Genomic DNA, 24,586 nt, shown 5'->3' with positions numbered 1-24,586 from the left:
CGGAAAAATCGCCGGCGGCCGTTGCCAAAAAACCGCGGAAATCGGCGGCCCGCAAGCGCCGCCCGTCGCCCGCGTTTTGGAGCCGGGGAAATCTGCTGTTATTGAGCGTGGAATGGTCGGCTCTGGCGATATGCGCCTTATTGGGCACCATGCTGATCTTGGGGTCTTCCGCCAACTCATTTTCCGGCTCGGGCTTTTTCGGCAGCTTGCTGCCGTTTGCCGCCGGGGTGGCGGTTTGGGTGGTGTTGTGCGCGTGCTCCTTGCTGGCTTGGCTGAAATGGCGCGGCCGGTTGAAGGCCAAAGTGGCGATATTGCCGGCCGCGCTGGCATCCGGCATGGCAGTCGGGATGCTGTGGTTCGTATTTCACGACGGCTACATTCCGGTATTCGGCCATTTCCGCGGTCTGGTGGGCGGCAAGCAGCAGGCCGAGCGAACCACTTTGGCGCATCAAGTGTACGCGGCTTACCGCCGCCACAACCAAGCGCAATTATTGAAAATGATCCAGCGCGCCGAACCGTTTGCGGCGGACATTCGGCAGGCGGCAAAAATCTTTGCGGTGGATGAGCATCTTCTGCTGGGCATAGCGGCCACGGAATCGTCCTTTCAACCGCGCAGCAGCCGGGACGGCGGCCAGGGTTTGTTTCAAGTCACGGCCGTACCCGACTTCATTTTGCGTCAAGCCGGGGACAAGTTGGCCGTCAAACAAACGGATTTGGCCAATCCGCGCCACAATGCCTTTATTGCCGCCGCCACGCTGAAACATTATCTGGCCGAAATGAAAAACGATCTGTTTCTGGGGCTGCTGGCTTACAACATCGGCCCGCGCAACGGCGGCCTGCGCTTTATCATGCAAAAATACGGCGCCGGCGATTTTGTCACCATGCAGCCGTATATCCAGCAATTGCCGCGCGATTATCCGATTCGGGTATTGGCCTATGCGCTGGCTTTTAAACTATGGCAACAAGAAGGCAAGTTGTTGGCCTACGAGGAAGCCGATAATGCGCTGCGGATCCAGAAATTGGGCATCCCGGGCCTGCCGCAGGATTTTTAAAGGCTGAATTTAAACGCCTCGGCGGCCACCGGCCGGCCGAAATAATAGCCCTGATAAAACAAACAGCCCTTGGCTTTTAAAAAATCCACCTGTTCCCGATCTTCCACCCCTTCGGCGATCACATTCAAGCCCAGGCTTTTGGTCATCATGATGATGGTTTCCACGATTACCGCCGCATTGGGGTCGCTGATATGGCGGACGAAACTCTGGTCGATCTTCAACTGGCTTAACGGCAGGCTTTTCAGGTACGACAAGGATGAATAGCCCACGCCGAAATCGTCGATGGATATCCTCACCCCCATGGCCTGCAAGGCGTGCATCTTGGCAATGGTGTCGTCGATATTTTCGATCACGCAGCCTTCGGTCAACTCGATGACCAGGCGTTTGGCGTTGACGCCGGCATCCAGCAAGGCCTGCCTGACCTGCTGCACAAAGCCGGCCTGCCGGAACTGCCGGGAACTCACGTTCACCGCCACATGGTCAATCTTGTTGCCCTGCTCGTCCCACGCCTTGATCTGATGACAGGCTTCATGCAGCACCCAGGCCCCTATCGGCAAAATCAGATGGGTATCTTCCGCCAGCGGGATAAATTCGGCCGGCGAAACCATGCCTTTTTCCGGATGTATCCAGCGGATCAAGGCTTCCGCGCTCACCACCCGCAGCTGGTCGTTGACCTGCGGCTGATAATGCAGCACGAATTGTTGTTCCTGCAGGGCCAGGCGCATTTCCTTTTCCAGCGTCAGGCGCCTGTCCGCGGCGGCCTGCATGGCCGGCTTGAAAAAGCTGATGCTGTTGCGCCCGCTCTCCTTGGCCCGGTACATGGCGGTATCGGCCTGCTGAATGATGTCTTCCGGTTGTTCGGCGGTTTCCGGATACAAGGTCACCCCGATACTGGTGGAAAAATGGTGTTCGCTGCCCTGCACTTCAAAGGGTTGATTGATGGCCAGCAAGATCTTCTCCGCCAGCATGGCGGCATGATTGGTGGCCTGTTGCAGACTCAAAAAGCGGCCCGGCACCATAATAATGAATTCGTCGCCGCCCAGGCGGCAGGCGGTGTCCTCTTCGCGAATAATCGACAGCAGCCGTTGCGCCACTTGAACCAGCAATTCGTCCCCCACTTGGTGGCCGCGGGAATCGTTGAGATTTTTAAAATGGTCCAAATCCAGAAAAAATAAGGCGCCAAAACGCAATTGGCGCTTGGCGGCGGCGATTTCATGCTGCAGCCTGTCCAGTAACAGCCGCCGGTTCGGCAGGTTGGTCAGCGGATCGTAAAAGGCCAGATTATGAATTTCCTGCTCGGCGGCTTTTTTATCGCTGACATCGGAAAATATCGCCACATAATGTATCAGACGCTGTTGCGCGTCCCGTACCCCGGTTACCGTCAACAGCTCGGGGAATACGGTGCCGTTTTTGCGCCGGTTCCAGATTTCCCCTTTCCACTGATTATTTTTACTCAGCTGTTTATACATTTGCCGGTAAAACTCTTGATCGTGGTAGCCGGACGACAGCAGGCGCGGGTTTTGGCCCACGGCTTCCGCCGCACTGTAACCGGTGATTTCGCTAAAGGCCCGGTTCACCCGCAAAATAGTGCCTTCGGCGTCGGTAACGGCAATCGCTTCATGCGACTCGAAAGTCGTTGCGGCCACCCGCAATTCGTTTTCCTGCTGCCGGCGAATGGCAATTTCCTGGTTCAGGGCCTCGTTGCTACGCAATAGGTCCAGCGTGCGTTTTTCGACAATCTCTTCGACGCGGGCGGTGCGGCCCGTTAACAGCAACAGACCGAAGCCGGTCAAACCGCACAGCAAAAATCCGCCCAATACCAGCCAACTGAAACGCAAGGATTGCTGCTGGTTAAAAAAGTCCGCGGCGGGCGCATAGTCGAGCCGCCATTGCCGGCCCGCAAAATCGATCCGGCGGACCATGCTCAATTTGGAAAATTGCAGGGTGCGCTCATAATCGGCGGGCAGGTTGCTGTAAATCAACTCGTCGCCGTCATGAATGCTCAGCAACAATTGCAGTTCTTTATGGCCCAACTTCTCGAATATCGCTTGAATGTCTTCGTCAATGCGAAACACGCTCGCCACGAAACCCAGAAAATCCTGTTGCCGTGCCTGGGGCGTTTTCGACAGTCTCGACTTGTAAATCGGCGAGTAAATCACCACGCCCAATCTGCCGGCGGCGTCCTGAATCAGCCAAAGCGGCCCCGTAGCCAGGGTCTTGCCGGTGGCTATGCTTTGAAAAATAACCGGGGCCACCCGGGGATTGCTGGAGATATCGAAACCCAAAGCCGATTCGTTACCGCTTTTAGGCACCAAAAACATCACGGGAAAATACTCGTCCTTGGGTTTTGCCGCTTCCGCCTCGCCCGCGGGATTCAGTTGCCGAATAATCGCCCGCTGTTGCGTTTCCCAAGCGGCGCGCTCCGCGCCACTAATGCGTGGGATCCACTCCAAAATACTGCCGGGTTGCACCTGGATGGACTCGGCAAACAGTTCGAATTCGTAGAGATCGACCCGCTTGGAGCTGTCGAACAGCGCTTTAAGCGCCGCATTGGTGGCCAGATGGTCGCGCAAATGCTCTTGAATGGCCGTATGCAGCAATTCGACCTGGCGTTGAAAGTGGCTGCCGAGGCGTTGCTGCTCCTGGCGCTGACTCAATTCGAACGCGGCTACCACCAATACAATCACCGTCAACAGCGGTAGCAGCACAAAACGGCGCCGCGCTTGCCAGGAGGCCTTGGGACGGCCTAAAAAAAGCAGGGTCATCGGGGTAAAAACGGCGGCGCCTATGGTGTCGCCCACCCACCAAGTGGCCCAGCTATTGGCGACGCTGACAGAACCGATCACGCCCCGAAAAGCCAGATAGGCCACGCCTACCGTAGCCGACACCAGGCAACTGGCGGCGATCAAGACAAAAAAGCGCAGAATTTTTTTGTCCTCGATCAGCGGATTATGCCTGCCCACATAACGGTTGATCAGCCACATTCCCAGCCAGGCTTGCAGGCAACAACCGATGGCCGCCACGGAACCGACCCCCATGGAAACCAACATTTTGGAGAAACTGGAGATGTCCAGAAAGGCATAACATTGGGCGAGCAGCGCGCCCAGAAAAATGCCGGGCAATACACTATTTCCGTATACCAGCATCAACGCCAACGCCACGCCAGCCGCCGGCCAAATCGGACTGGCGTTACTCGGCGGGGTCGCCAATAAGGTCCCCACCCAACCGGCCGCAAAGTAGCCCGCCGCCGCCGCGATATTCAGCAATATTTTATATTTTAAGGTTCGCATAATCCTTTAAGAGGTTGACCGCCGACCCGAGGGCGCCTGAATGGAAGCAGAAAGCAAGGGACATACAATAGCGATACCTTTCATATAAGCATAAAGAAGGTTTAATCATCTCGGCGCCGGATTCATGGATAACGACGGGCTAGCCGATGCCGACCTAGCCGGCAGGCGGCGCTACTGCAGGCATCCCAAGCCATCGACGTTAAACGCCTTGCCGAATCCTGCCACAAACTGGCCGGTTTGGGGCTGCAACAGCAGCAAATGAAAATCCGGCAGCGTGCGCAGAACCCCGACAATGTCGCCGAATTTTGCGGCCATGGCATCCAGCTTCGGCGCGTAATCCACGTGGTTTTTGCCGATTTCCCGCACCCGGCAATCGAAGGTCAGCCGCCGCCGGGCGAAAGGATTGCCGGCATCGGCCTCCGGTTCGATGAACAAAATGGAAGCCCGCGGCTGGGCCAGCAGATTTTGCGTATGTTGGGCCAGTTCGCTGACAAAAATATAAAAGCCCGCATCGTCGCGAACATACGGCGCATAGCTGATAGCAACCGCACCGCCGGCGGAACGGCTGGCTATTAACAGGCTGTCCTGCCGCCGAATTAATTCATCGCAGGTATTTTGTAAATTTTGGCGTTCGGAATCGGCCATGGAGGTTACGCCTTCGACAACTGCGGATAGCGAAAACAATCGGTGGTGTGGTCGTTTACCATGCCCACCGCCTGCATGTAGGCGTAACAGATGGTTTTACCGACAAACTTGAAGCCGCGTTTTTGCAGATCCCGGCTCATAGCGGCGGACTCATCGCTAAAAGCCGGGATTTGGGCATGCGCCTGCCAGGCATTTTGTTTAGGCTCGCCGCCGACGAAACGCCAGATATAGGCATCGAAACTGCCGTAGGCCTGCCGCACCGCCAAGAACGCCTGGGCATTCGCCACGGCGGCCTGAATTTTCAAGCGGTTACGTACAATGCCGGGATCGGCCAATAGGGCATCGAGTTTGTCTTGGCCGTAAGCGGCGATTTTTTCCGCATCGAAATGGTCGAAGGTCTGCCGGTAGGCTTCGCGCTTGTTCAGAATAGTGCGCCAGCTCAAACCGGCCTGCGCGCCTTCCAATACCAGAAATTCGAATAGCTGGCGGTCGTCATGCAGCGGCACGCCCCATTCGTGATCGTGGTAATGCTCTTCGGCGCTGCTGGCCAAGGCCCATTTGCACTTGTTCATTTGTTTTTTTGCAGCATGCTCTTCAAATCGGCAAACGGACTGAAGGTGGCTTGCGGCCCCTTGGATTCGGCGCCGCCCTTGCTGCCGTAACGGGTTTGTTCTTCGTAGCGTTGATGCTCGTTATCGTGGCAATACAGGCACAATAGTTCCCAATTGCTGCCGTCGGCGGGATTGTTGTCGTGATTATGGTCGGTATGGTGCACGGTCAATTCGCGCAGGTTTTTATGATCGAATTCGCGCGCGCATCGCCCGCAAATCCAGGGATACAATTTTAAGGCCTGCTCCCGATAGCCTTTTTCGCGTTCTTCTTTGCTGCGCCGGGCTTCGGCAACGATTTGGTGAGCTTTATTGTGCGACATGGCTTTCTCCGCTTGCGTTAACCGCCGGTTGCGCTCATATGGCGCAAAATGACCGGCTGTTCATGGATATTGAATTCGTGTTTTTCAGGCTTGATTTGCATGGCATCAATAATAGCGTGCTTTAACGCCTGCATGTCGTCCGGATATTGCCTGACCACGGCTTTTAAATCCACCGAATGCTCGTTGCCCAGGCACAGCAGCAAGCGGCCTTCCGCCGTCAGGCGCACCCGATTGCAACTGGCGCAAAAGTTGGCGCTATGCGGCGAAATAAAACCCACGTTGGTCTCGCTGCCCGACACCCGGAAATAATCCGACGGACCGCCGGTTTTGTCCGCCACGGCTTGCAGGGTAAAATATTGCTGCAAATCCTGTCTGATCGACTGGCTGGGATAATAGGCTTCCGCCCGGTTGTGACCATCCACGGCGCCCAGCGGCATTTCTTCGATGAAGCTGATATCCAGCCCCCGCTCGACGGCAAACCGTACCAAATCCGCCACTTCGCGATGATTGCGGTTTTTTAAGATCACCGCATTGAGTTTGATGCGCTGAAATCCCGCGTCGCGGGCCGCGTTGATACCCCGCAGTACATTTTCCAGATCGCCGGTGCGGGTCAAGGCTTTAAACAACACCGGATCCAGGGTATCCAGACTGATATTCAGGCGTTTGACGCCGGCCGCTTTCAGGTCCCGCGCCATCTGCGCCAGCTTGGAGCCGTTACTGGTCATTACCAATTCATGCAGGCCGCTCAGCCCGCCGAGTTGCCGCATTAAGTCCAACGCGCCCTTGCGGACTAAAGGTTCGCCGCCGGTAATCCGAATTTTGTTTACCCCCAGCTCGATAAAGGCCTGGCAGATAAACTGTATTTCCTCCAAGCTTAAAATCTGCTGGCGGGGCAAAAACACCATGTCTTCCGACATGCAGTAAACACAGCGGAAATCGCAGCGGTCGGTGATCGAAACCCGTAAGTAATTCACGATACGGCCGAAGCGATCGACCAGCTTTGCGGATTGAGTGAAATCGGTCATGGCCATGGTTCAAATGTAGACTTGCAAATGGTAACACAGGCGGGCAAGGCCGATTAACCTGTAAGATTGCGCCGACCCTTCCCGTTTTTTGCCGGCCGGCATTGTCATCGGCAGCGGACATGCCGGACACGCGGCCGGCGTTTTGAGACTTCCGCATACGACAGCGGTTGTCGGCAACTGGTTTCAACAACCGGCCCTCCTAGTAAAAAGAAATAAATTACCGGCGGAATTTGCAATTCTGTTAGGATCGGCTAAACCTATTGCATAGGAAGTTTTTACAGGAGAAAGATCATGAAAACCGTTGATTTTTTTTGCCTTAGCAATCGTTCGATTAAGCCCATAATGCTCGGCTTTTTGCTGTGCCATGCCTTACCCGCCATTGCCGAGCCGCCGCTTCCGGAGGACTTTACCCGATCCGGCGAGCTGGTATTGACCTTGTCCGATAAGTGGCTGGAGCCCAATGCCCAAAACACCCCGCGCAAATCGAACCGTCTAAACGGCGGCAAGCCGCCCGCCGAAACGCCTAAAGCCAAAGATGTTCCAATAGGCTGCGGCATGGATGTTACGCCTTTGACCAATAGCGATGCGTCATTCGGCAACCGTCTGGTGGGCAAATGCAACCTTACCTTGCATTATTAACCATCGGAAAACCGGCCATCTAACCTCGACGGATTGGCCGGTGACCGGTTTAACAGGGGGGGTTAAGGCCGCCTGCATTTTCACTTCAACCGCTACCTGCCGCTGCCGGCAAACCGACAAACATTCTCGAATTGCCGTTGCCTGCGTTAAAATTGAGTTTCGCTTAAATTAAACCGGCAAGGCTTTACAATGACTTCCAAAATTCTGTTGTTAGCATTTTTTACCCTATTTTCCAACCTCGCCATAGCCTCGGAGCAAACGACCATCCGCCTGGGCGTGCTGGCATCCGGCACATTGACGTGGGAATTGGCGGCGATGCAACATCAAAACCTGCTGGAAAATGCGGGGTTTAAGCTGGAAACCGTCGACATTGCCAATCAACAAGCCGGCAAAGTAGCGCTGCAGGCCGGCAGCGTGGATATGATCGTCTCGGACTGGATTTGGGTATCCGGCATGCGCGCCCAAGGTAGCGATTATACCTTTTACCCTTATTCCGCCAGTGCCGGCGGCCTGCTGGTGCCCGCCGATAGCGGCATCAAAACCCTGGCCGATCTGCGGGGCAAAAAACTCGGCATTGCCGGCGGCGAACTGGATAAAAATTGGTCCTTGCTGCAAGCCTTGGGTTTACAACAAGGCCTGGACTTGAATAAATCGCTGGAAAAAGTCTACGCCGCGCCGCCGCTATTGAACCAGCAATTGTCCAGCCGGCGCATCGACGCCTTATTGACATACTGGCAATTTGCCGCCCGCCTGGAAGCGCAAGGTTACCGGCAATTAATGAGCGGCGAAGACATTATTCGCCAACTGGGAGTATCGGAAACCGTCCCCAGCCTGGGTTACGTATTCAGACAAAGCTGGGCGGACCGGCATAAAGCCGCCCTGCAAGCGTTTTTGAAATCCGCCCAAAAGGCCAAAGACACCCTGTGCGACTCGGACGCCGCCTGGCAACAAATCGCCAACCTGACCGAAACATCTGATACGGCTATTCAAGCCCAATTAAGAAGCCGCTATTGCCTGGGCCACGTCAAACAATGGGGGGCGACGGAACAAGAAGCCGCGGGCAGGATTTATCAGTTATTACATCAGTTGAGTGACAATAAACTCACCGGCAAAACCGCTCAATTGCAACCTGGAACGTTTTGGTCCGCGCCTTAATGCCATCGAGTGGACGATTTCGCAACCAGCTGCTGGCTATTTCATCGATAGCGTTACTACTAACCATCTGGCAGCTTTTAGCGCTGGCGCTGCATAGCCCGACGCTGCCCACGCCCGCCGTGGTGGCAATAACCTTTTGGCAGGCCGTGCTTTCCGGCGAACTGCCGTATCATCTTGGGGTAACGCTGCTACGCCTGTTGGTCAGCTTTAGTTTGGCTATGCTGATGGGCTGTGCGATAGGCGTGGTGCTGGGTAAAAACAAAACCCTGGATGCTTTTTTTGATAACTGGCTGGTAATCTTTCTGAACATTCCAGCCCTGGTTACCATCATTCTCTGTTATGTCTGGTTTGGTCTGGTGGAATCGGCGGCGATACTTGCAGTAGTAGTCAATAAACTGCCCAATGTCATCGTCACCATTCGCGAGGGCGCCCGTTCTTTGGACAAGGATTTGCTGGAAATGGCGCAAAACTACCGTTTCAGCAAACGCAAAACCTTTGCCTATGTTATCTGGCCGCAGTTGCACCCCTTCGTAATGGCCGCCACCCGCTCCGGCCTGGCGCTGATCTGGAAAATTATCCTGGTGGTAGAGCTTTTAGGCCGCAGCAACGGCATGGGTTATCAATTACACATCTTTTTCCAGCTGTTCGATGTAGCCAGCCTGCTGGCGTATAGCTTCGCTTTTGTGGCGGTTATTCAGATTATTGAAGTAGGCTTCTTGAAACCTCTGGATAGAAAAACCCTCAGGTGGCGCCGATGAGCGACATCCGCATCCGCGTCGACAACAAAACCTATGTTTTAGCGCACGATACCGCTCAGTCGCATCATGCAATTGCCGATCTTGACTTTATCGTCCATCCTCACCAGTTTGTTTGCCTGGTGGGCCCGTCGGGTTGCGGCAAAACCACGCTGCTGAACATGATCGCCGGCCTGGACCGGCATTACGAGGGCCGGATCGACATGGGCCCGGCCGGAAAAAATCCATCGATCGGCTATGTGTTTCAAAGCCCGCGTCTATTGCCCTGGCTCAGCGTCAGGCAAAATATCGAAGTGGTTTTTGCCCACACGCCGCCAACCGGTTTGATCGACAGCCTGTTGGAGAGCATGCAATTACTGGATGCGCAACAGCAATATCCGGAACGCTTGTCGCTGGGCATGCAGCGCCGGGTCTCGATTATCCGCGCCTTTGCAATTAATCCCGACATTTTGTTAATGGACGAGCCCTTCGTGTCCTTGGACGCGCCCACGGCGCGCCAAGTCAGGAGTCTACTGTATTCATTGTGGCTCAAGCGGCCGCATACGGTATTGTTCGTGACCCATGATTTGCGCGAAGCCATTGCGTTGGCCGACCGCTTGATTTTTCTGTCGCCGTCGCCCATGCGGGTACTCAGCGACATTGAGGTGCCTATTGCCCGCGACCAACGCCACGATGAAAGCCGAATCGAGAGGTTTCGCGAGCGATTGCTGCAAAACCACCCGGAAATAAACGGATTGCTATAAGGTGAAAATCGTTATTAAAGCTTGCGAATACGAGGAATTCATCAAAAAATCCCGTTTCATCGGCGTCATCAGCCCTTGCCAATCCGAACCCGAAGCGTTTGCGCTGCTAAAAACCCTGCATGCGCAACATCCCAACGCCAGCCATATCGTTTACGCCTACCGTATTCAGACAACCGATGGACTGGTCTGCCGCTTTTACGATGCCGGCGAACCCAGCGGTACCGCCGGCAAACCCATCTTTCAGCATTTGGAAGGCAAGCAGTTGATTAACTTGGTTGTCGCGGTTATCCGCTATTTCGGCGGGGTAAAACTGGGCGCGGGCGGTCTGACGCGGGCATACGGCAATATCGCCGGGCAAGTCATCGATTCCGCGGAGATTGTCGAGTACGTGGAAAGGGTGGTTTTACAGCTGAGCTTGGCGTACAACCAACTGCAAATGTTGGAATATCAATTAAAAAAACTGGATGGCGAAATCGTTCAACAAGATTTTGCGGAACAGATTCGGGTTCGCGTCCGACTCCCGAAACATCACTTGGCGACTTTTCGGCTTACATTTCAATAACCTAGTAATTTACTCAAGAAATATGACGACACTATGGCTTATTGTTTCCCATTAAGGAACAAACCATACACAATCAACTCTATTGTAAATAAAAAAATAGCCGTTATAGTTAAGCCGTCTTCATTGAATCGACTGAAATCAGTCTAGGAGCTTCAAATGAGCAAATCCAGCAATCTGTATAAAGATATTTTAACCGGCATCTTTTTTACCGTTGGCGTATTCGGCTTCATGTCCGGCGAGTTCATTCTCTCCACTCTGTTGTTCGGTGCGGCCACTATTGCCAGCAATCTCGATTTTTCCGGCTCGTTCAGAGCGTAAGTTTTGTTGTACCTCCCTCGTTGTACCCTAACAGTCAAGCCCTGTTAACTCCTTAACCCCGCCCTTTAGCGGGGTTTTTTTTGGCCTTCGCTTAGGCCTTCCCGCGGCTCGGGTTTCGACTCCCGATTTTCCGAAACGGTACCGGCCTCTTTAAACTGCATGTTATGCAGCTTGGCATAAGCGCCGTCGAGTTTCAGTAATTCGTCATGGGAACCGCGCTCGATTATCCGGCCCTTGTCCAGCACCAAAATTATATCCGCGCCTTCGATCGTGGATAAGCGGTGCGCAACCACCAACGTGGTGCGCCCCTGCATGACCCGATTTAAAGCGGCCTGAATGTAGCGTTCCGATTCGGTGTCCAAGGCGGAAGTCGCCTCATCCAAAATCAAAATCGGCGCATCTTTTAACAGTGCCCGCGCCAACGCCAGCCGCTGCCTCTGGCCGCCGGACAGTTTGACGCCGTTTTCGCCGATCTCGGTATCCAATCCTTGCGGCATTTTGTTGATAAAGTCCATCGCATGGGCATCCGTCGCGGCCTGTTCTATTCGGCTGCGCTCCGCCCCCTGTAAAGTGCCATAGGCAATGTTATTGGCCACGCTGGTGTTAAACAGCGTGACATTCTGATTCACCAAAGCGATCTGTTGCCGCAAACAAGCCAAGGAATAGCGCTTTAACTCGACGCCGTCGATCAGGATTTCGCCCTGCTCGTAATCGTAAAAACGCGGCAACAGATTAATCAAGCTGCTTTTTCCGCCTCCCGAGGCGCCTACCAAGGCGACGGTCTGGCCCGGCTCGACGATCAAGTCGATATTCGACAAGGCCGGCGTTTCGCTGCCCGCGTAACTAAAGCTCAGGTTTTTGAACTCGATCCGCCCTTGGCAGCGGTCAACCCGATAATCGCCCCGGTCGATTTCCACCGGTTCGTCCAGCACTTCAAACAAGGTTTCGGCCGCCGCGATGCCGCGCAATATCTCCGCATTGGCATCGCTTAAATTGCGGATCGGCTTGGGCAATAAAAACGCCGCCGTGAAAAAACCCACGAATTCGCCGGCGCTCGAAGACTCCATAATGATAAGCGCCAAGTACATCATGCCGGCCAGGGCAAAGGAGATCAGCAACTGCATCAACGGATTATTCAGCGATACCGTCATGATCAGCTTGCGGTATTGCTTGCGGTTTTCCAGACTGCAATCCTTGAAGCGCCGCCGTTCGTACTGCTCGCCGCCGAAGCTTTTGACGATGCGATTGGCGGACACCATTTCCGAGGTGATATGGGTCAAGTCGCCCACCGTATCCTGCATATTGCGGCTCAAGCGCTTTAAGCGTTTACCGACGTAGCGCACCGTCACCACCACCACGGGCGCAATCGCCAAAAACACCAGGGACAACTTCCAATTGGTATAGCCAAGATAACCGAGCAAACCGATTGCGGTAAAACCTTCGCGTACGTAGGAACGAATGGAGTCGGAGGTCGCGCGGGTAACCTCGCCGATATTATTGGTGATCCGGGAAATCATGTAGCCGCTGTTATGGCTGTCGAAATACTGCACGGATAAGCGGGTATAATGGTCGAAAATCGCGCAACGCAATTTATGAATCACGTTGCCGGAAATGCGCGCCAAATAATAATTGCCCAAAAAGGCCCCAACGCCGCGTACCAGGAATAACACAATAAACAATAGCGGCAGATACTGAATATTGCTTCTGTCCTCGCTGTTAAAACTGTCTATGATGCGCTGAATAATCATCACCACCGCCGGCTCCGTGGCGGCATAGAGGGCAAAACCCATGGCGCTGACGATAAACATGCGCCAATACGGCAGCACAAAGCGCATTAAACGCTTATAAACTTGGCTGTCCGTCATGCTTTTGTTCGAATTTTCCAACCTATCCAAAACCTTTTACCTTTAAAATTAACCATTAACTTCCAGCCAACCGCCACTTGAATGCCAGCCGCCGATCTTACCAATATACAGCCTAAACGCATTTTGGTGATAACCCTGCGCTTTTTGGGCGACACCTTGCTGACGACACCGCTGATAGCCTCTTTAAAACAAGCGTATCCCGCCGCAGACATCGATGTGCTGCTGCCGGCGAGTAATACGGCCATGCTGGCGGGTAATCCGGACATCAAGCAACTGATCGCTGTGCCGAAAAAAATCAGCGCGCCGGCTTTTGGGAAATTGCTATTCAAGCTATTCAGGCATTACGATTTAGCCATTTCAACCCAAGCAGGCGACCGTCCCGTTTTGTGCGCCATTATGGCCGGCAAGATTAGTCTCGGCTTCGTTCCCGACGATCCCGGCAAAGCCTGGTGGAAAAAAAGGCTGTTGAGCCACTGGCTGGTTTTTGGCAAAGACTATGGCCATGCCGTGTTGGAGAATCTGCGCTTTTGCAAAATGCTCGGCATCGCTCCCTGCTACCGTTTAACGCCGCCACGCACAAAGCAACCTACTTACGCTTCCCCGCCCCGGCCCTACGCAGTGCTGCATATCATGCCGCAATGGCGGTATAAACAATGGCATACGGAAGGCTGGCTGCAACTGATGGCATTTTTAAACCAAGCAGGTCTCGGCATCGTGTTAACCGGCAGCGGGGAGAGCGGCGAACTGCACTACCTGCGGCATTTGGAACAGCAACTGCCGGCCAAGGCAACGAATCTGGCCGGCAAACTGTCCTTGGCGGAATTGACCGACTTGATAAGCAATGCGGTATTGTTCGTCGGCCCCGATACCGGCATCACGCATTTGGCGGCCGCAACCGGGACCATGACTTACGCGCTATTCGGCCCGACCGACCCCAAAAAATGGGCGCCGTGGCCGCTTAATTATGCGTCCGACACCGCCCCCTTCTCCTCGCTGGGCACGCAACAAGTGGGTAATGTTTATTTGATTCAGGGGCAAACGGAGCAAGGCTGCATGCCCTGCCAACTGGAAGGTTGCGAAAGGCACCGGAACAGCCATAGCGCCTGCCTCGATCGACTCAGCGCAAGCCGGGTGATCCATATCCTGTCCAAAACGGTATTAACGCCCAGCAGCCGAAGCAATGATGCTATGCTTTAAAGCCCAATTTAACCCAAAACGATTGCTCATTTACCTATTCCTTTCTAATGACGCAGATACAGCAGCCTGACCGAATTTACGTTCTAAACGTCAAAAAGTTTACCCAACGCCGCCAATTTATGGAGCGCCAACTGGCCTGCTTCGGATTAGATGCCGAATTTATTTTCGACTGGGACGTAGAGGAGTTAACGCCCGACATCGTTGACAACTATTTCGACGGCGACCGTCTGACCCCTGCCCAGCAATCCTGCGCTCTAAAGCACCTGACTGCCTTACAAAAAATCGCCGCCGGCAATTGCCGGTTCGCCCTGGTTCTGGAAGACGATGCCGTGTTCGGCAAGGACCTGCAACTGGGCCTGCAACGCGCGCTGGCGCAAAGCCCGCAATTTCCGGGCGACAAAGTGATTTACATCGGCTCGGGCGGCAATTTTTTCACGCCCCAAAGTCAGCGTAAGCCGGGGCAATATCTATATCCCGGAAACAGGGTGCGGTTTGCCGATTCCTACATTCTGGACAGCGCGACCGCCCAACGGCGTCTCGACTGGATCAAAGCGCATAAAATTTCAGCGCCGATAGATAATCAATTCGAAACGATGGACAAAGCGCTTGGCATTCAGACCCTTTGGCTGGAAGACCCTGTTATAGAACAAGGCAGCAAAAACGGCTTGTTTCAAAGCGCGCTGGAATCGGATCCGCCACCCTGGCTAAAAGGTATTTTTTTCGGCTGGGAAAAACTGAAACGCAAATATATTTATCAATTATGGCGCTAGTCATTCGCAACGCGGCGGCTTTTTCCAATTTTTCGGAAAAAGCCCTGAATCTCAGCCGGGATCTGGCCATCCTCGCCGCCATAGCCGCCCCCATATCTACGGCGATTACCGGCATAGCCTGTGTCGCACTGTTAATTTTTTGGCTGCTTTCGGGCCAGGCCCTGCAAACGCTTAAACTATCCTGGCGGCAACCTTTCGGAAAAATGATAGTGCTGTTTTATGCCTGGTTATTGCTTGGCACCCTTTATGCGGAAACCGACTGGCCCAGCAAACTGCAAACATTCTCGAGCTGGAAAAAACTGGTTTACGCGTTTATATTGCTTGGCATTTTTCAGCATGGCGAATGGCAAAAACGTTTTGTCAACCGCTATGTCATCGCCATGTCCATTGCCGCCGCCCTCGGCTTAATCCTATGGTGTTTCGGCTTGGTCATCCGGCCGAGCAATGGCGGCGAAGTGGGCATTTTCATGACCAACCATGCCACGCAAAGCATGGCCTTTGTAGCCGCGACGCTGTGCTGCATTTTTTTGCTTCATGACACTAACAACCCGCGCATGAAATATTTAATTTCGGCGGCCATTGGCTTGTTTGCGTTCAATATATTTTTTATCAGCACTGCCCGAAGCGGGTATTTTGCTTTACCCGTGGCGGCTATTTTTGCGGTAGGCTCGATCTACGGCTACCGCAAGCTACCGCGCATTCTAGCCTTGGTGACTATCGTAATCCTGGCTTTCGGCCTTACCTCCAACACGTTGCAAGAGCGTGTCAAACAGGCTTTAGACGAGCAAGCGAATTACCAGTCCAGCAGCAGCGAAACTTCTGTTGGGGTCCGTATGGTATTTTATAAAAACACCATCGAATTAATCCGCGAACGGCCTTGGTTTGGCTACGGCACATCATCGTTCAAACCGGTTTACAGCGCATTGGCCGCCTCTAAATATCAAGATTGGCGAGCCGTCAGTACAGGCGACCCTCATAACCAATATCTGTTTGTCTGGGTCGAGAACGGTTTATTCGGCTTGTTGTTATTACTTGCCTACATTTACACTGGCGTCCGCCAGGGCCTAAAAAACCCGCCATACGGGGCCATTGCAGCCAGTTTTTTGATTGCGATAACGGCTTCCAGCCTATTTAATTCGCACTTTAAAACCTATGCCGAAGGGTACATGCTGGCGTTTTTTCTGGGCGCGCTGTTGACTCGCCCGGAAGGCTCCGAACCATCACCCGCATAACATACTTCGCTTCCCAACCCCTATTTTACCCATCCGGACTTTAGTCGAATGCCTGAATCTACTCCAACCGATCTGCCGGCCACCGCCCCCAAACTCAGTGTCTACATCATCGCTTACAACGAAGCGGATAAAATTGCCGATGCGGTTCAAAGCGTGCAATGGGCCGATGAAGTGCTGGTACTCGATTCCAATAGCAGCGATAACACCGCTGGCATAGCCAGGGAGCTGGGTGCGACCGTCAAGCAAATTCCCTTCACCACCTTCGGTAAATTGCGCAACGATGCCATAGCTTCCTGCACGCATGAGTGGATTTTCAGCCTCGACGCCGATGAACGCTGCACGCCGGCGGCAAGGGCCGAAATTCAAGCGATTTTGCGAAACCCCACGGCAGACGCCTACTATGTCCCCCGGCGCAATTGGTTCATGGGCCGCTGGATCAACCATTGCGGCTGGTATCCGGATTACCGCCAGCCGCAATTATTCCGTAAACCGGCCTTGATATTCGATGACGCGGCGGAAGTTCATGAAGGCTATAAAGTTAACGGTAAAGTCGGTTACTTTAAATCCGCCATTATTCAGATACCTTTTCAGAACCTGGAGCAATTGCTGCATAAAATGCAGCGTTATTCCACGCTGGGTGCCCGCAAACTGGAACGCAGCGGCAAAGCGGCCGGCATGGGCACCGCCCTTGGACACGGCTTATGGGCGTTTTTCCGGATTTATGTGTTGAAACTGGGTTTTCTGGACGGTTGGGCAGGGTTTGTACTGGCCTTCGGAAATTTTGAAGGTACTTTTTACCGTTACGCCAAAGCGGCAACGGCAAAACAAAGCTGGAAACCCGTTGACAATCTTGCCACCACAGAAACTCGCGATCCAAACTAGCCATGCCCAGCCTGATTTCGGTCATTGTAACCACCTATAACTGGCCGGAAGCGCTTGCCGCCTGCCTTGCCAGTTTATTGGCCCAGCAAGACGGCAATTTTGAGGTCATTATTGCCGACGACGGTTCAAGCGCGCCGACGCAACAATTAATAGCCGGCATTCAACAGCGCAGCCACATTCCGATACGACATGTCCGTCACGAAGACAAGGGGTTTCGGGCCGGCACCATACGCAACAAGGCCGCTGCGCTCAGCAAGGGCGATTACTTGCTATTCATGGACGGAGACTGCGTCGCTTTACCGAGCTTTATCTCCCGCCACCGCGACTTGGCCGAAACCGGTTATTTCGTCCCCGGCAACCGGGTGTTGGTAGCCGAAGCGTATACCCACCAAGTCCTGGACCGGCACATAGCTTTACACAGCGGGTCATTGGGATTTTTTTTAGGCTTGTGGTTACACAGGCGTATCAATCGCGTATTGCCGTTAGTCCGTTTGCCATTCCGCCATTGGCGCTATCGCCACCCCGAATTGTGGCAAAAAGCCATGACTTGCAACTTGGCGATTTGGAAAACCGATTTTATGGCTGTTAACGGTTTCGACGAAGTCTTCGAGGGCTGGGGGTACGAAGACTCGGATTTAGTGATACGCCTGATCCATTCAGGCGTTAGACGCAAGGAAGGCCGCTTTGCCGTGCCCGTTTTCCATCTTTGGCATCCACATAACGACCGCAGCCGGCACGACCGGAATTACCAACGCCTAATGGACCGTCTGAATCAGAAATCCTTAATTCGGGCACAAGCCGGTGTAGACCAATATACAACCCAAATTCAATAACCTGTGTTAATGCCGCCCATGCAAGCGCATCAGCAACACGGCTTCGTCGCGGGTTAATCCGCAACTCTTTACCAGCTCGTCCAGACCGGCACCGCGGCGAATTTTTTCGATGGCCAACGCATAACCGCCCTGCGGCTCCTCTTCCACTGCCGCGGCGAGCGCTTCGCGCTGAAGTTGGGGCGCATTGACAACCTCAAGCATGCGATTTAAATGCGACTCGCTTTCGGACAAGCGCTTATCGACCGCAATGGCGGCAGCGCAAAGCCCCGCCACGTCGTCGCTGCTGCGCTGCAATTGCGAACGCAGGAACCGATACTCCTGTGTAAGCCTTTTTTGCCGACGCCAAAGCAAAACCAAGGCAACGGCCGTGAGCGCAAACAGCGCCGATACCACGCCGGCAATCGCCAGCAAAACGGTCTCATTCATTACACGATTTCATCGATATGTTGAGCGGCTTGCTCATTTTGCGGCGATTGTCGGTCTGCCCCTGAACCGCCTTTAGGTTTCCGCGAGCCTTTGTCCCTGTCGCGCTCTTTTTCGCGCTCAACTTTATGCACGATAGGCAATACCGGGCTTGGCGATATTGGGGGTATTTCCGACATGGCTGCATACCAAAACTAGAAAGCCCTAGAACATATCCAATTCTGCTTTTTCATCTTCGCTGAGGAATCTGTTTAAATCGACCAAAATCAACAGTTTGTTATCGCGGCTGGTCACGCCTTGGATATATTTGGAATTTTCTTCGTTACCGACATTCGGCGCGGTTTCGATTTCCGACGCCCGCATTTCCACGACCTCGGCCACGCTGTCTACCAAAATACCGATGATATGCTTGTCGGTTTCGATAATGACCACGCGGGCGGCATCGTCGGGCTCCTTGGAAGGCAAGCCGAAGCGATTGCGGGTATCGATGACCGTGACCACATTACCGCGCAGATTGATAATGCCCAAAACATAAGACGGCGCGCCGGGCACGGGGGCTATCTCGGTGATACGCAATACTTCCTGCACCTGCATGACGTTAATACCGTACTTTTCATCGCCCAGGCAAAAAGTCACCCACTGCATGATGGGGTCGCTTTGTTTTCTATCTTCGCTCATGTCGTTTATCCAAAAGGGTTAGGTTTTTCTTTTTCGATGCGGTACCAACTCTTGCAAGTCGATAATAGCCGTTAATTCTTCTATCACCGTGCCAATCAGCCAGGGCTTTTTTTGCCGGCTGGTGCGCCAGCGGACTTTATCCGGTTTTAACTTGCCTATCGACAAAATTTCGTCGCATGCCAGCCCCCAACGCTTGTCCTGAGTAATTAAAATGCTTTTAAAGGGGTTTGCTTCCAAATCTCGCTGGCTGCCGCGCAGCTTTCCGAAGATCAATTGTCCGGTGTCCAACACCCCTATCCGGCTGTCGTTTTCATCGAGCAAACCCAGAAACCACGAGGGCTGCCCGGGTATTTTACCGGGCTTGCGGTCGATTTTGATGGTGCGTGACAAATCTGTCAGTGGCGCGGCCAGAATCAAATGTTCAACTTTAAAAAACAAGGCTTGAAATTCATGCTGCGCCCAATCCGGCATTACCGATAGCGGGTGAAGTTTAACCGGCTTTTCAAACGCAACCCGTTCGTTTTGCAGCGGCTGCGTAGCAATAACCTGCTGAACCGCCGGCTCCACCGCTTTTTCCAACGGCTTCGTAACGACTCCGGCCCGTTCATCGGACGGAACCGCCTCGGGCACTTCATCCAGCAACGTGCTCAGATAAGCGTCCAGGGCCAGCTTTTGCTGTACGATCTGCTGCTGCGGTGGTTTTGTTTGCCTCATGTCCGAGTCGCCAAAGGTTTGTCTCCGGATTTTTCAAGCAATAATAGTTCCAATAATGCCGAATAGGCCTCAACCGCCTTGGCGGTTTTATCGAATATCGGCAAGGGCACCCCTTCGCGGCTGGCATCCCGTACTTTGGTATCGACCGGCACTACCGACTCCCAGGCGTTATACGGATATTGCTGGTGCAAAGCCACCAGACTTTCCCTGGCTGCCTTGGTACGCTTGTCGAACATAGTCGGAACGATGGTAAATTTGGGCGCGGTTTTGCGGGAATGAAACACCATATTAATGGTATGCACCATTCTGTCCAAACCTTTCAGGGCCAAAAACTCGGCTAAAACCGGAATAATCAAATGATCGCATGCAGCCAGTGCATTGATCATCAACACACCCAGCATCGGCGGGCTGTCGATAATGACATAGTCATAGCGATCTTTTAATTTGCCCAGTGCCGTCGCCACCACCAAGCCCATCCCGCCCATCTGCGCCACCTGCCTGTCCAGGGTGGCGATGGCGGTCGAAGCCGGCAACACGGCCAAGCCGTCAAATTCGGTTTGGGCTATGTAGATAGCCGGATCGACATGCTTTTTTTTCTCGCTGGTATCCCGAAACAAGTTATAGACGCCAAGCTCGACTTCATCGGGATTCATTTTGAAATAACTGGTCAAGGAGCCGTGCGGATCCAAATCGACCAACAAGGTTCTGAAACCCCAAGACGACAGCAAGCCTCCCAGCGTCACCACGGAAGTGGTTTTGCCCACGCCGCCTTTTTGATTGGAAACAGACCATATCTTCATAATTGAGCCGGAATTTCAGGCGTCCTTGGGGAGGGTTCGGGTAAAAGTGGAGGAGCGGCCCTTGGTTGGGCCGGATCATCCTCGGTTTGGGGCGCTAATTTTAAGGCCTTGGCCCGTTCGTTATCCGTCATGCCGTAGCGGGCAAATGCTTGCGACATCAACACCAAAACGACACGGCGATTCTTAAATCGCCCTTCCTCGGATGTGTTATCGGCAATGGGATGAAATTCTCCATAGCCGACCGCGGATAAACGGGTAGGCGGAATATTGTTTTTAATTAATTCCTTTACCACGCTGGTGGCGCGCGCCGACGACAAATCCCAATTGGACGGATAAATGCCGGTAGAAATCGGCACATCGTCGGTATATCCTTCGATATTAATGACGTTGGGCACGCCTCGCACGACCTCGGCCACTTTCTCCAGCACCGGAAGAGCCTTGACGGATAATTCGGCCTTGCCGCTGGCAAACAGCAATTCGCTGTTCATTTCCAACTCAACCCAAAAATCGTGCTTTTTGATGCCCACCAGCTGGCTCTCGACGAAGGGCTGCAGGGCCCGTTGAAATTCATCGGACACTTCATTCAGGCGGCGCTTTTCTTCCATGATTTCTTCGCTGAGTTGGTGCTCTTCTTCGGTGACCGTCACCAAATTGGGCAGCTCAATAGGCTGTATGCGGGTCGGAATCGTACCGATCTGAATCGGCTCGGCTTCTTTTTGCACTTTTTCGTTATGGAACAGAGCCTGGTCGAGCGATTCGGAAAACGTTTCGTACTTGCCCTTGTTGACCGATGAAATCGAATACATCACTACAAAAAACGCAAACAGCAAGGTAATGAAGTCGGCAAAGGACACCATCCAGCGATCCGGATGTTCCCCGTCATCAATTATCCTTTTTCTGCGTCTGGCCATAATCAATCCGGAAAACTATTTTTCCAACAGAAAGCCGGACAGCTTTAATTCGATATTGCGCGGATTTTCACCCTCGGCAATCGACGAAATGCCTTCGATGACCATTTCCCGCGCTTGAGAAGCCCTGAAGATATGGGCTTTTAGTTTGTTCGCAATAGGGATAAACAACAGATTTGCCAAGCCGACACCGTAAATGGTCGCCACAAAAGCCGTGGCAATCCCGCTACCCAGCAATTCCGGCTTGGCCAGATTCTGCATGACATGAATCAGGCCGATAACCGCGCCGATGATGCCAATGGTTGGCGAATACCCACCCATGGCATCAAACACTTTCGCCGCCTGCATATCCAAATGCTCCTTGGTTGCCAGTTCCACTTCCAGGCAATCGCGGATTACTTCCGGCTCATTGCCGTCGACCAATAGCTGCAAACCTTTTTTGGCGAAACCGTCTTTTTCGTTATCGATGACCGTTTCCAATCCTAAAAGGCCTTCTTTTCTGGCCATCGAGCTCCAATGCACAATCTTGTCGATCTGCTTACTCATTTGGAGTTTTTCCGGCACTAAAATCCACGCGCTGATCTGCAATCCGCGCCAAAAAACCTTGGGCGGAAATTGCAACAGCGTCGCGCCCAAGGTTCCGCCCACCACAATCACAAAGGCATGAAAATTTATCAGGGAATCCAGTTCGCCGCCCGCCATCAGATTGCCGCCGATGATGGAGGAAAACCCGACCAGAACTCCAATGATGCTTAGAATATCCATCAATTCAACTATTAAAATGCGCGGGCCAAATTATCCGGGTAACGGGCTTTTGCCGACGTCATTGTCGGCCAAACATGGCCCCCGGCTCTCGTCTTTCGACAGTATTACTTGCTTGCAGCGAAAAAATATTCCCTTCCAACCCGTCAAACAGCCGACGCATGCTTATGCCGCCACATTGAACGTCCGGCGGGATTAACTGGCGTATTTTTTCATCAACCCCGGCACATCCAGAATCAAGGCTATTTTGCCGTCACCGGTAATGGTTGCACCCGCCAAACCTTCCATGCCCTGTAGCTTGGCACCCAAGGCCTTGATGACAACCTCTTCCTGACCGATAAGTTGATCGACCACAAAACCGACCTGTCTGCCGCCGGCATTGACCACGACGACATGGCTACTGGTGGCCTGCTTGTCTATGGTGTAATACGGATCGTTGACCAGCCATTCGCTCAAATAAAACAACGGCAGGGCCTTGTTTCTGACCATAACCACCAATTGGTTATCGACTTTATTGGTTTTAGTCAGGTCTAAATCCAAGATTTCCAACACGCTCGCCAACGGCAGCGCAAACGCCTGCCCGCGCAGCTTAACCATCAGCGTCGGCATGATAGCCAGCGTCAACGGTACTTTGATGATGATGGTGCTACCCCTGCCTTCCATGGAATTGATTTCCACCACACCGTTCATTTGCGCGATACGGGTTTTCACCACATCCATGCCCACGCCACGGCCGGAAACGTCGGAAATTTCGACCTTAGTGGAAAATCCCGGCAGGAAAATCAGGTTGTAACATTCCTTGTCGTCCAGTCTGGCCGCGCTTTCCTCATCCATCAAACCTTTTTCAACGACCTTGGCACGCAACACATCAGGGTTCATGCCTTTGCCGTCATCCTGAATGGACAGCTGGATATGATCGCCTTCCTGAGAAGCCTTGAGTATCACCACCCCTTCGCGCGGCTTGCCTTTTGCCGCGCGCTCATCCGGCATTTCGATACCGTGGTCCACGGCATTACGGACCAAATGCACCAAGGGATCGGCCAGGGCTTCCACCAGGTTTTTGTCCAAATCGGTTTCTTCGCCGATCAATTCCAGCCGGATTTCCTTTTTCAAACTTCTGGCCAAATCGCGCACCACCCGCGGAAAACGGCCGAATACTTTTTTGATCGGCTGCATGCGCGTTTTCATGACGGCCAGTTGCAAATCGGCCGTCACCACATCCAAATTGGAAATGGCCTTGGATAATTGCTCGCCGGCTTCCGAGGAGGCCTTTAAGGTTTGGAAGCGGTTACGCACTAAAACCAATTCGCCGACCATATTCATAATATCGTCGAGAATTTGGGTATCGACACGCACCGTGGTATCGGCCTGGGCGGCGGCGGGAGGTTTGGCCTTGTCCGCGGCAACAGTATCTCCAACGCCGGCTTTGGCTATCGGTTTTTCCTGCCCGGCAACGGCTTGAGTTTTTTCGGGCGCCGTTTTCCCCGGCTCGGCCGCTTGCGGTTTTATCGGTTCGGGCGGTGGCGGGGAGGGAATCGACTCCAGGTTTTGTTGTACGGCGGCGGGATCGAATTTACCCTTGCCGTGCAATTCATCCAGCAACTGATCGAACTCTTCCTCGGTAATGTCGCCCGAATCGGCCGGAGGATTATTAGGCAATACCGGCGCCTTGAATTGTCCTTTGCCGTGCAACTCATCCAGCAGATTTTCGAATTCGTCCTCGCTAATCTCGTCGTCACCGCTCTCTTTAGCGGCGGGTGGGGCGGGCGTCGAGGCTTTGGCCGTGGGAGAGCCGCCCTTGCCATGCAGGGCATCGAGCAAGTCCTCAAACTCTTCCTCGGTAATATCGTCATCCGCGCCGGATTCCGCGCCCGCCGTCAATTCGTCGGGATCCAGCATGGCCTCAAATTCCCGTGCCACTTGATCCAAGGCGGAAGCGCTTTCGGCTATGGGCTCATCGGCGAGAAGCGCCGGCTCAATGGTACCGGCCGGCTGGGCGGCAGCCGGCCCGGCATCCGCGCTGGCGTAGGATTTTAATCGCGTCAGCAAATCCGCCGGCGCGGTATGCGGGGATTGCCCTGCCCGGACTTGAGAAAACATCTCGTTGACGATATCCAGGACTTGCAAAATAACGTCCATCAGGTCCGGAGTGACTTTCCGGTCCCCTTGCCGCAACACGTTGAAAACATCTTCCGCGCTATGGCAAATTTCGACCAGCTCGTGAATCGCTAAAAAACCCGCGCCGCCTTTAACGGTATGAAAACCTCGAAAAATAGCATTAAGCAAATCGTAATCATCCGGCGATTGTTCAAGCTCAACCAATTGTTCGCTCAGCTTTTCAAGAATCTCTCCGGCTTCCACCAGAAAATCTTGTAAAATTTCATCGTCCAGATCAATCGACATGTCT

At 53.5% G+C, this 24,586-nt stretch carries 27 protein-coding genes; 12 read left to right on the top strand and 15 right to left on the bottom strand.

What is annotated here, in order from left to right; genetic code table 11:
- On the bottom strand, positions 1–337 hold a 337-nt coding region (locus NP596_RS07095; RefSeq protein ID WP_256614597.1), incomplete at its 3' end, for a hypothetical protein.
- On the opposite strand from NP596_RS07095, the gene NP596_RS07090 reads away from it, so the two are divergent.
- Positions 336–1,052, top strand: a complete 717-nt coding sequence (locus NP596_RS07090; protein WP_256614596.1) for a transglycosylase SLT domain-containing protein — start codon at positions 336–338, stop codon at positions 1,050–1,052. The two genes, NP596_RS07095 and NP596_RS07090, sit on opposite strands and share 2 nt — an antisense overlap.
- Here NP596_RS07090 and NP596_RS07085 read toward each other — a convergent pair.
- The 5 genes from NP596_RS07085 to moaA all read right to left on the bottom strand — a co-directional run bounded on the left by NP596_RS07085 (position 1,049) and on the right by moaA (position 6,943).
- Positions 1,049–4,342, bottom strand: coding sequence for an EAL domain-containing protein (locus NP596_RS07085; protein ID WP_256614595.1), 3,294 nt, complete (start codon positions 4,340–4,342; stop codon positions 1,049–1,051). The genes NP596_RS07090 and NP596_RS07085 overlap by 4 nt on opposite strands.
- Before the next feature lie 171 nt (positions 4,343–4,513).
- Positions 4,514–4,987: a HugZ family pyridoxamine 5'-phosphate oxidase gene (locus NP596_RS07080; protein ID WP_256614594.1), complete on the bottom strand. Its 474-nt coding sequence runs from the start codon at positions 4,985–4,987 to the stop codon at positions 4,514–4,516.
- Positions 4,988–4,992: 5 nt separating this feature from the next.
- Positions 4,993–5,559: a DNA-3-methyladenine glycosylase I gene (locus NP596_RS07075; protein ID WP_256614593.1), complete on the bottom strand. Its 567-nt coding sequence runs from the start codon at positions 5,557–5,559 to the stop codon at positions 4,993–4,995.
- Positions 5,556–5,918: a YajD family HNH nuclease gene (locus tag NP596_RS07070; protein WP_256614592.1), complete on the bottom strand. Its 363-nt coding sequence runs from the start codon at positions 5,916–5,918 to the stop codon at positions 5,556–5,558. Before NP596_RS07070 ends, NP596_RS07075 begins: the two co-directional genes overlap by 4 nt.
- Before the next feature lie 17 nt (positions 5,919–5,935).
- A complete protein-coding gene (moaA, locus tag NP596_RS07065) occupies positions 5,936–6,943 on the bottom strand; it encodes a GTP 3',8-cyclase MoaA (RefSeq protein ID WP_256614591.1) in 1,008 nt (335 codons plus the stop codon).
- Between the two features lie 291 nt (positions 6,944–7,234).
- Here moaA and NP596_RS07060 point away from each other — a divergent pair, with 291 nt between their 5' ends.
- The 6 genes from NP596_RS07060 (at position 7,235) to NP596_RS07035 (ending at position 11,115) form a co-directional block, all read left to right on the top strand.
- Positions 7,235–7,582: a hypothetical protein gene (locus NP596_RS07060; protein ID WP_256614590.1), complete on the top strand. Its 348-nt coding sequence runs from the start codon at positions 7,235–7,237 to the stop codon at positions 7,580–7,582.
- Positions 7,583–7,771: 189 nt separating this feature from the next.
- On the top strand, positions 7,772–8,737 hold the full coding sequence (locus NP596_RS07055) for an ABC transporter substrate-binding protein (RefSeq protein ID WP_256614589.1): 966 nt from the start codon (positions 7,772–7,774) through the stop codon (positions 8,735–8,737).
- Positions 8,737–9,495, top strand: a complete 759-nt coding sequence (locus NP596_RS07050) for an ABC transporter permease (RefSeq protein ID WP_256614588.1) — start codon at positions 8,737–8,739, stop codon at positions 9,493–9,495. The genes NP596_RS07055 and NP596_RS07050 overlap by 1 nt, the downstream gene beginning before the upstream one ends.
- Entirely contained in the window at positions 9,492–10,235 is a 744-nt protein-coding gene (locus tag NP596_RS07045) for an ABC transporter ATP-binding protein (protein ID WP_256614587.1), read from the top strand. Before NP596_RS07050 ends, NP596_RS07045 begins: the two co-directional genes overlap by 4 nt.
- Before the next feature lies 1 nt (position 10,236).
- Positions 10,237–10,797 carry a YigZ family protein gene (locus NP596_RS07040; protein ID WP_256614586.1) on the top strand — a complete coding sequence of 187 codons (561 nt, stop codon included), beginning with the start codon at positions 10,237–10,239 and terminating at the stop codon, positions 10,795–10,797.
- 156 nt (positions 10,798–10,953) lie between these two features.
- On the top strand, positions 10,954–11,115 hold the full coding sequence (locus NP596_RS07035) for a hypothetical protein (RefSeq protein ID WP_256614585.1): 162 nt from the start codon (positions 10,954–10,956) through the stop codon (positions 11,113–11,115).
- A 65-nt stretch (positions 11,116–11,180) separates the two neighbouring features.
- Here NP596_RS07035 and msbA read toward each other — a convergent pair whose 3' ends face one another.
- Complete coding sequence (gene msbA / locus NP596_RS07030) at positions 11,181–12,980, bottom strand: lipid A export permease/ATP-binding protein MsbA (protein ID WP_256614584.1); 1,800 nt, start codon at positions 12,978–12,980, stop codon at positions 11,181–11,183.
- An 81-nt stretch (positions 12,981–13,061) separates the two neighbouring features.
- Here msbA and NP596_RS07025 point away from each other — a divergent pair, with 81 nt between their 5' ends.
- Genes NP596_RS07025 through NP596_RS07005 form a run of 5 tightly spaced genes read left to right on the top strand, consistent with a single transcriptional unit; the run spans position 13,062 to position 17,894 of the window.
- A complete protein-coding gene (locus tag NP596_RS07025) occupies positions 13,062–14,177 on the top strand; it encodes a glycosyltransferase family 9 protein (protein WP_256614583.1) in 1,116 nt (371 codons plus the stop codon).
- Positions 14,178–14,224: 47 nt separating this feature from the next.
- Positions 14,225–14,947: a glycosyltransferase family 25 protein gene (locus tag NP596_RS07020; protein ID WP_256614582.1), complete on the top strand. Its 723-nt coding sequence runs from the start codon at positions 14,225–14,227 to the stop codon at positions 14,945–14,947.
- Positions 14,938–16,179 (top strand): O-antigen ligase family protein, encoded by a 1,242-nt coding sequence (locus tag NP596_RS07015; RefSeq protein WP_256614581.1) that lies wholly within the window; start codon positions 14,938–14,940, stop codon positions 16,177–16,179. The genes NP596_RS07020 and NP596_RS07015 overlap by 10 nt, the downstream gene beginning before the upstream one ends.
- Positions 16,180–16,227: 48 nt before the next feature.
- Complete coding sequence (locus NP596_RS07010) at positions 16,228–17,061, top strand: glycosyltransferase family 2 protein (RefSeq protein WP_256614580.1); 834 nt, start codon at positions 16,228–16,230, stop codon at positions 17,059–17,061.
- A gap of 2 nt (positions 17,062–17,063) precedes the next feature.
- A complete protein-coding gene (locus NP596_RS07005; protein ID WP_256614579.1) occupies positions 17,064–17,894 on the top strand; it encodes a glycosyltransferase in 831 nt (276 codons plus the stop codon).
- A 6-nt stretch (positions 17,895–17,900) separates the two neighbouring features.
- On the opposite strand, the gene NP596_RS07000 is transcribed toward NP596_RS07005, so the two are convergent.
- From NP596_RS07000 to NP596_RS06965, 8 genes are all read right to left on the bottom strand, one after another.
- A complete protein-coding gene (locus NP596_RS07000) occupies positions 17,901–18,320 on the bottom strand; it encodes a DUF2802 domain-containing protein (protein WP_256614578.1) in 420 nt (139 codons plus the stop codon).
- On the bottom strand, positions 18,320–18,496 hold the full coding sequence (locus tag NP596_RS06995; protein ID WP_256614577.1) for a hypothetical protein: 177 nt from the start codon (positions 18,494–18,496) through the stop codon (positions 18,320–18,322). Before NP596_RS06995 ends, NP596_RS07000 begins: the two co-directional genes overlap by 1 nt.
- A 25-nt stretch (positions 18,497–18,521) precedes the next feature.
- Positions 18,522–18,995: a chemotaxis protein CheW gene (locus NP596_RS06990; protein WP_256614576.1), complete on the bottom strand. Its 474-nt coding sequence runs from the start codon at positions 18,993–18,995 to the stop codon at positions 18,522–18,524.
- Positions 18,996–19,013: 18 nt separating this feature from the next.
- A complete protein-coding gene (locus NP596_RS06985) occupies positions 19,014–19,709 on the bottom strand; it encodes a chemotaxis protein CheW (RefSeq protein WP_256614575.1) in 696 nt (231 codons plus the stop codon).
- Entirely contained in the window at positions 19,706–20,509 is an 804-nt protein-coding gene (locus tag NP596_RS06980) for a ParA family protein (RefSeq protein WP_256614574.1), read from the bottom strand. The genes NP596_RS06985 and NP596_RS06980 overlap by 4 nt, the downstream gene beginning before the upstream one ends.
- Complete coding sequence (gene motD / locus NP596_RS06975) at positions 20,506–21,420, bottom strand: flagellar motor protein MotD (protein ID WP_256614573.1); 915 nt, start codon at positions 21,418–21,420, stop codon at positions 20,506–20,508. The genes NP596_RS06980 and motD overlap by 4 nt, the downstream gene beginning before the upstream one ends.
- A gap of 15 nt (positions 21,421–21,435) precedes the next feature.
- The gene (locus NP596_RS06970) at positions 21,436–22,182 is read right to left on the bottom strand and encodes a flagellar motor protein (RefSeq protein WP_256614572.1); all 747 of its coding nucleotides are present in this window, start codon (positions 22,180–22,182) and stop codon (positions 21,436–21,438) included.
- Between the two features lie 192 nt (positions 22,183–22,374).
- Entirely contained in the window at positions 22,375–24,582 is a 2,208-nt protein-coding gene (locus NP596_RS06965) for a chemotaxis protein CheA (RefSeq protein ID WP_256614571.1), read from the bottom strand.
- Between the last annotated feature and the right edge of the window lie 4 nt (positions 24,583–24,586).

Source organism: Methylomonas rivi (assembly GCF_024505165.1).
GTDB lineage: Bacteria > Pseudomonadota > Gammaproteobacteria > Methylococcales > Methylomonadaceae > Methylomonas > Methylomonas rivi.
This window is presented reverse-complemented; position numbering and strand designations above follow the sequence as displayed.

Coding starts and splice junctions, on each gene's coding strand:
- NP596_RS07090 (WP_256614596.1), top strand. CDS start 336: ATGGCAGTCGGGATGCTGTGGTTCGTATTTCACGACGGCTACATTCCG.
- NP596_RS07085 (WP_256614595.1), bottom strand. CDS start 4,342: ATGCGAACCTTAAAATATAAAATATTGCTGAATATCGCGGCGGCGGCG.
- NP596_RS07080 (WP_256614594.1), bottom strand. CDS start 4,987: ATGGCCGATTCCGAACGCCAAAATTTACAAAATACCTGCGATGAATTA.
- NP596_RS07075 (WP_256614593.1), bottom strand. CDS start 5,559: ATGAACAAGTGCAAATGGGCCTTGGCCAGCAGCGCCGAAGAGCATTAC.
- NP596_RS07070 (WP_256614592.1), bottom strand. CDS start 5,918: ATGTCGCACAATAAAGCTCACCAAATCGTTGCCGAAGCCCGGCGCAGC.
- moaA (WP_256614591.1), bottom strand. CDS start 6,943: ATGACCGATTTCACTCAATCCGCAAAGCTGGTCGATCGCTTCGGCCGT.
- NP596_RS07060 (WP_256614590.1), top strand. CDS start 7,235: ATGAAAACCGTTGATTTTTTTTGCCTTAGCAATCGTTCGATTAAGCCC.
- NP596_RS07055 (WP_256614589.1), top strand. CDS start 7,772: ATGACTTCCAAAATTCTGTTGTTAGCATTTTTTACCCTATTTTCCAAC.
- NP596_RS07050 (WP_256614588.1), top strand. CDS start 8,737: ATGCCATCGAGTGGACGATTTCGCAACCAGCTGCTGGCTATTTCATCG.
- NP596_RS07045 (WP_256614587.1), top strand. CDS start 9,492: ATGAGCGACATCCGCATCCGCGTCGACAACAAAACCTATGTTTTAGCG.
- NP596_RS07035 (WP_256614585.1), top strand. CDS start 10,954: ATGAGCAAATCCAGCAATCTGTATAAAGATATTTTAACCGGCATCTTT.
- msbA (WP_256614584.1), bottom strand. CDS start 12,980: ATGACGGACAGCCAAGTTTATAAGCGTTTAATGCGCTTTGTGCTGCCG.
- NP596_RS07025 (WP_256614583.1), top strand. CDS start 13,062: ATGCCAGCCGCCGATCTTACCAATATACAGCCTAAACGCATTTTGGTG.
- NP596_RS07020 (WP_256614582.1), top strand. CDS start 14,225: ATGACGCAGATACAGCAGCCTGACCGAATTTACGTTCTAAACGTCAAA.
- NP596_RS07015 (WP_256614581.1), top strand. CDS start 14,938: ATGGCGCTAGTCATTCGCAACGCGGCGGCTTTTTCCAATTTTTCGGAA.
- NP596_RS07010 (WP_256614580.1), top strand. CDS start 16,228: ATGCCTGAATCTACTCCAACCGATCTGCCGGCCACCGCCCCCAAACTC.
- NP596_RS07005 (WP_256614579.1), top strand. CDS start 17,064: ATGCCCAGCCTGATTTCGGTCATTGTAACCACCTATAACTGGCCGGAA.
- NP596_RS07000 (WP_256614578.1), bottom strand. CDS start 18,320: ATGAATGAGACCGTTTTGCTGGCGATTGCCGGCGTGGTATCGGCGCTG.
- NP596_RS06995 (WP_256614577.1), bottom strand. CDS start 18,496: ATGTCGGAAATACCCCCAATATCGCCAAGCCCGGTATTGCCTATCGTG.
- NP596_RS06990 (WP_256614576.1), bottom strand. CDS start 18,995: ATGAGCGAAGATAGAAAACAAAGCGACCCCATCATGCAGTGGGTGACT.
- NP596_RS06985 (WP_256614575.1), bottom strand. CDS start 19,709: ATGAGGCAAACAAAACCACCGCAGCAGCAGATCGTACAGCAAAAGCTG.
- NP596_RS06980 (WP_256614574.1), bottom strand. CDS start 20,509: ATGAAGATATGGTCTGTTTCCAATCAAAAAGGCGGCGTGGGCAAAACC.
- motD (WP_256614573.1), bottom strand. CDS start 21,420: ATGGCCAGACGCAGAAAAAGGATAATTGATGACGGGGAACATCCGGAT.
- NP596_RS06970 (WP_256614572.1), bottom strand. CDS start 22,182: ATGGATATTCTAAGCATCATTGGAGTTCTGGTCGGGTTTTCCTCCATC.
- NP596_RS06965 (WP_256614571.1), bottom strand. CDS start 24,582: ATGTCGATTGATCTGGACGATGAAATTTTACAAGATTTTCTGGTGGAA.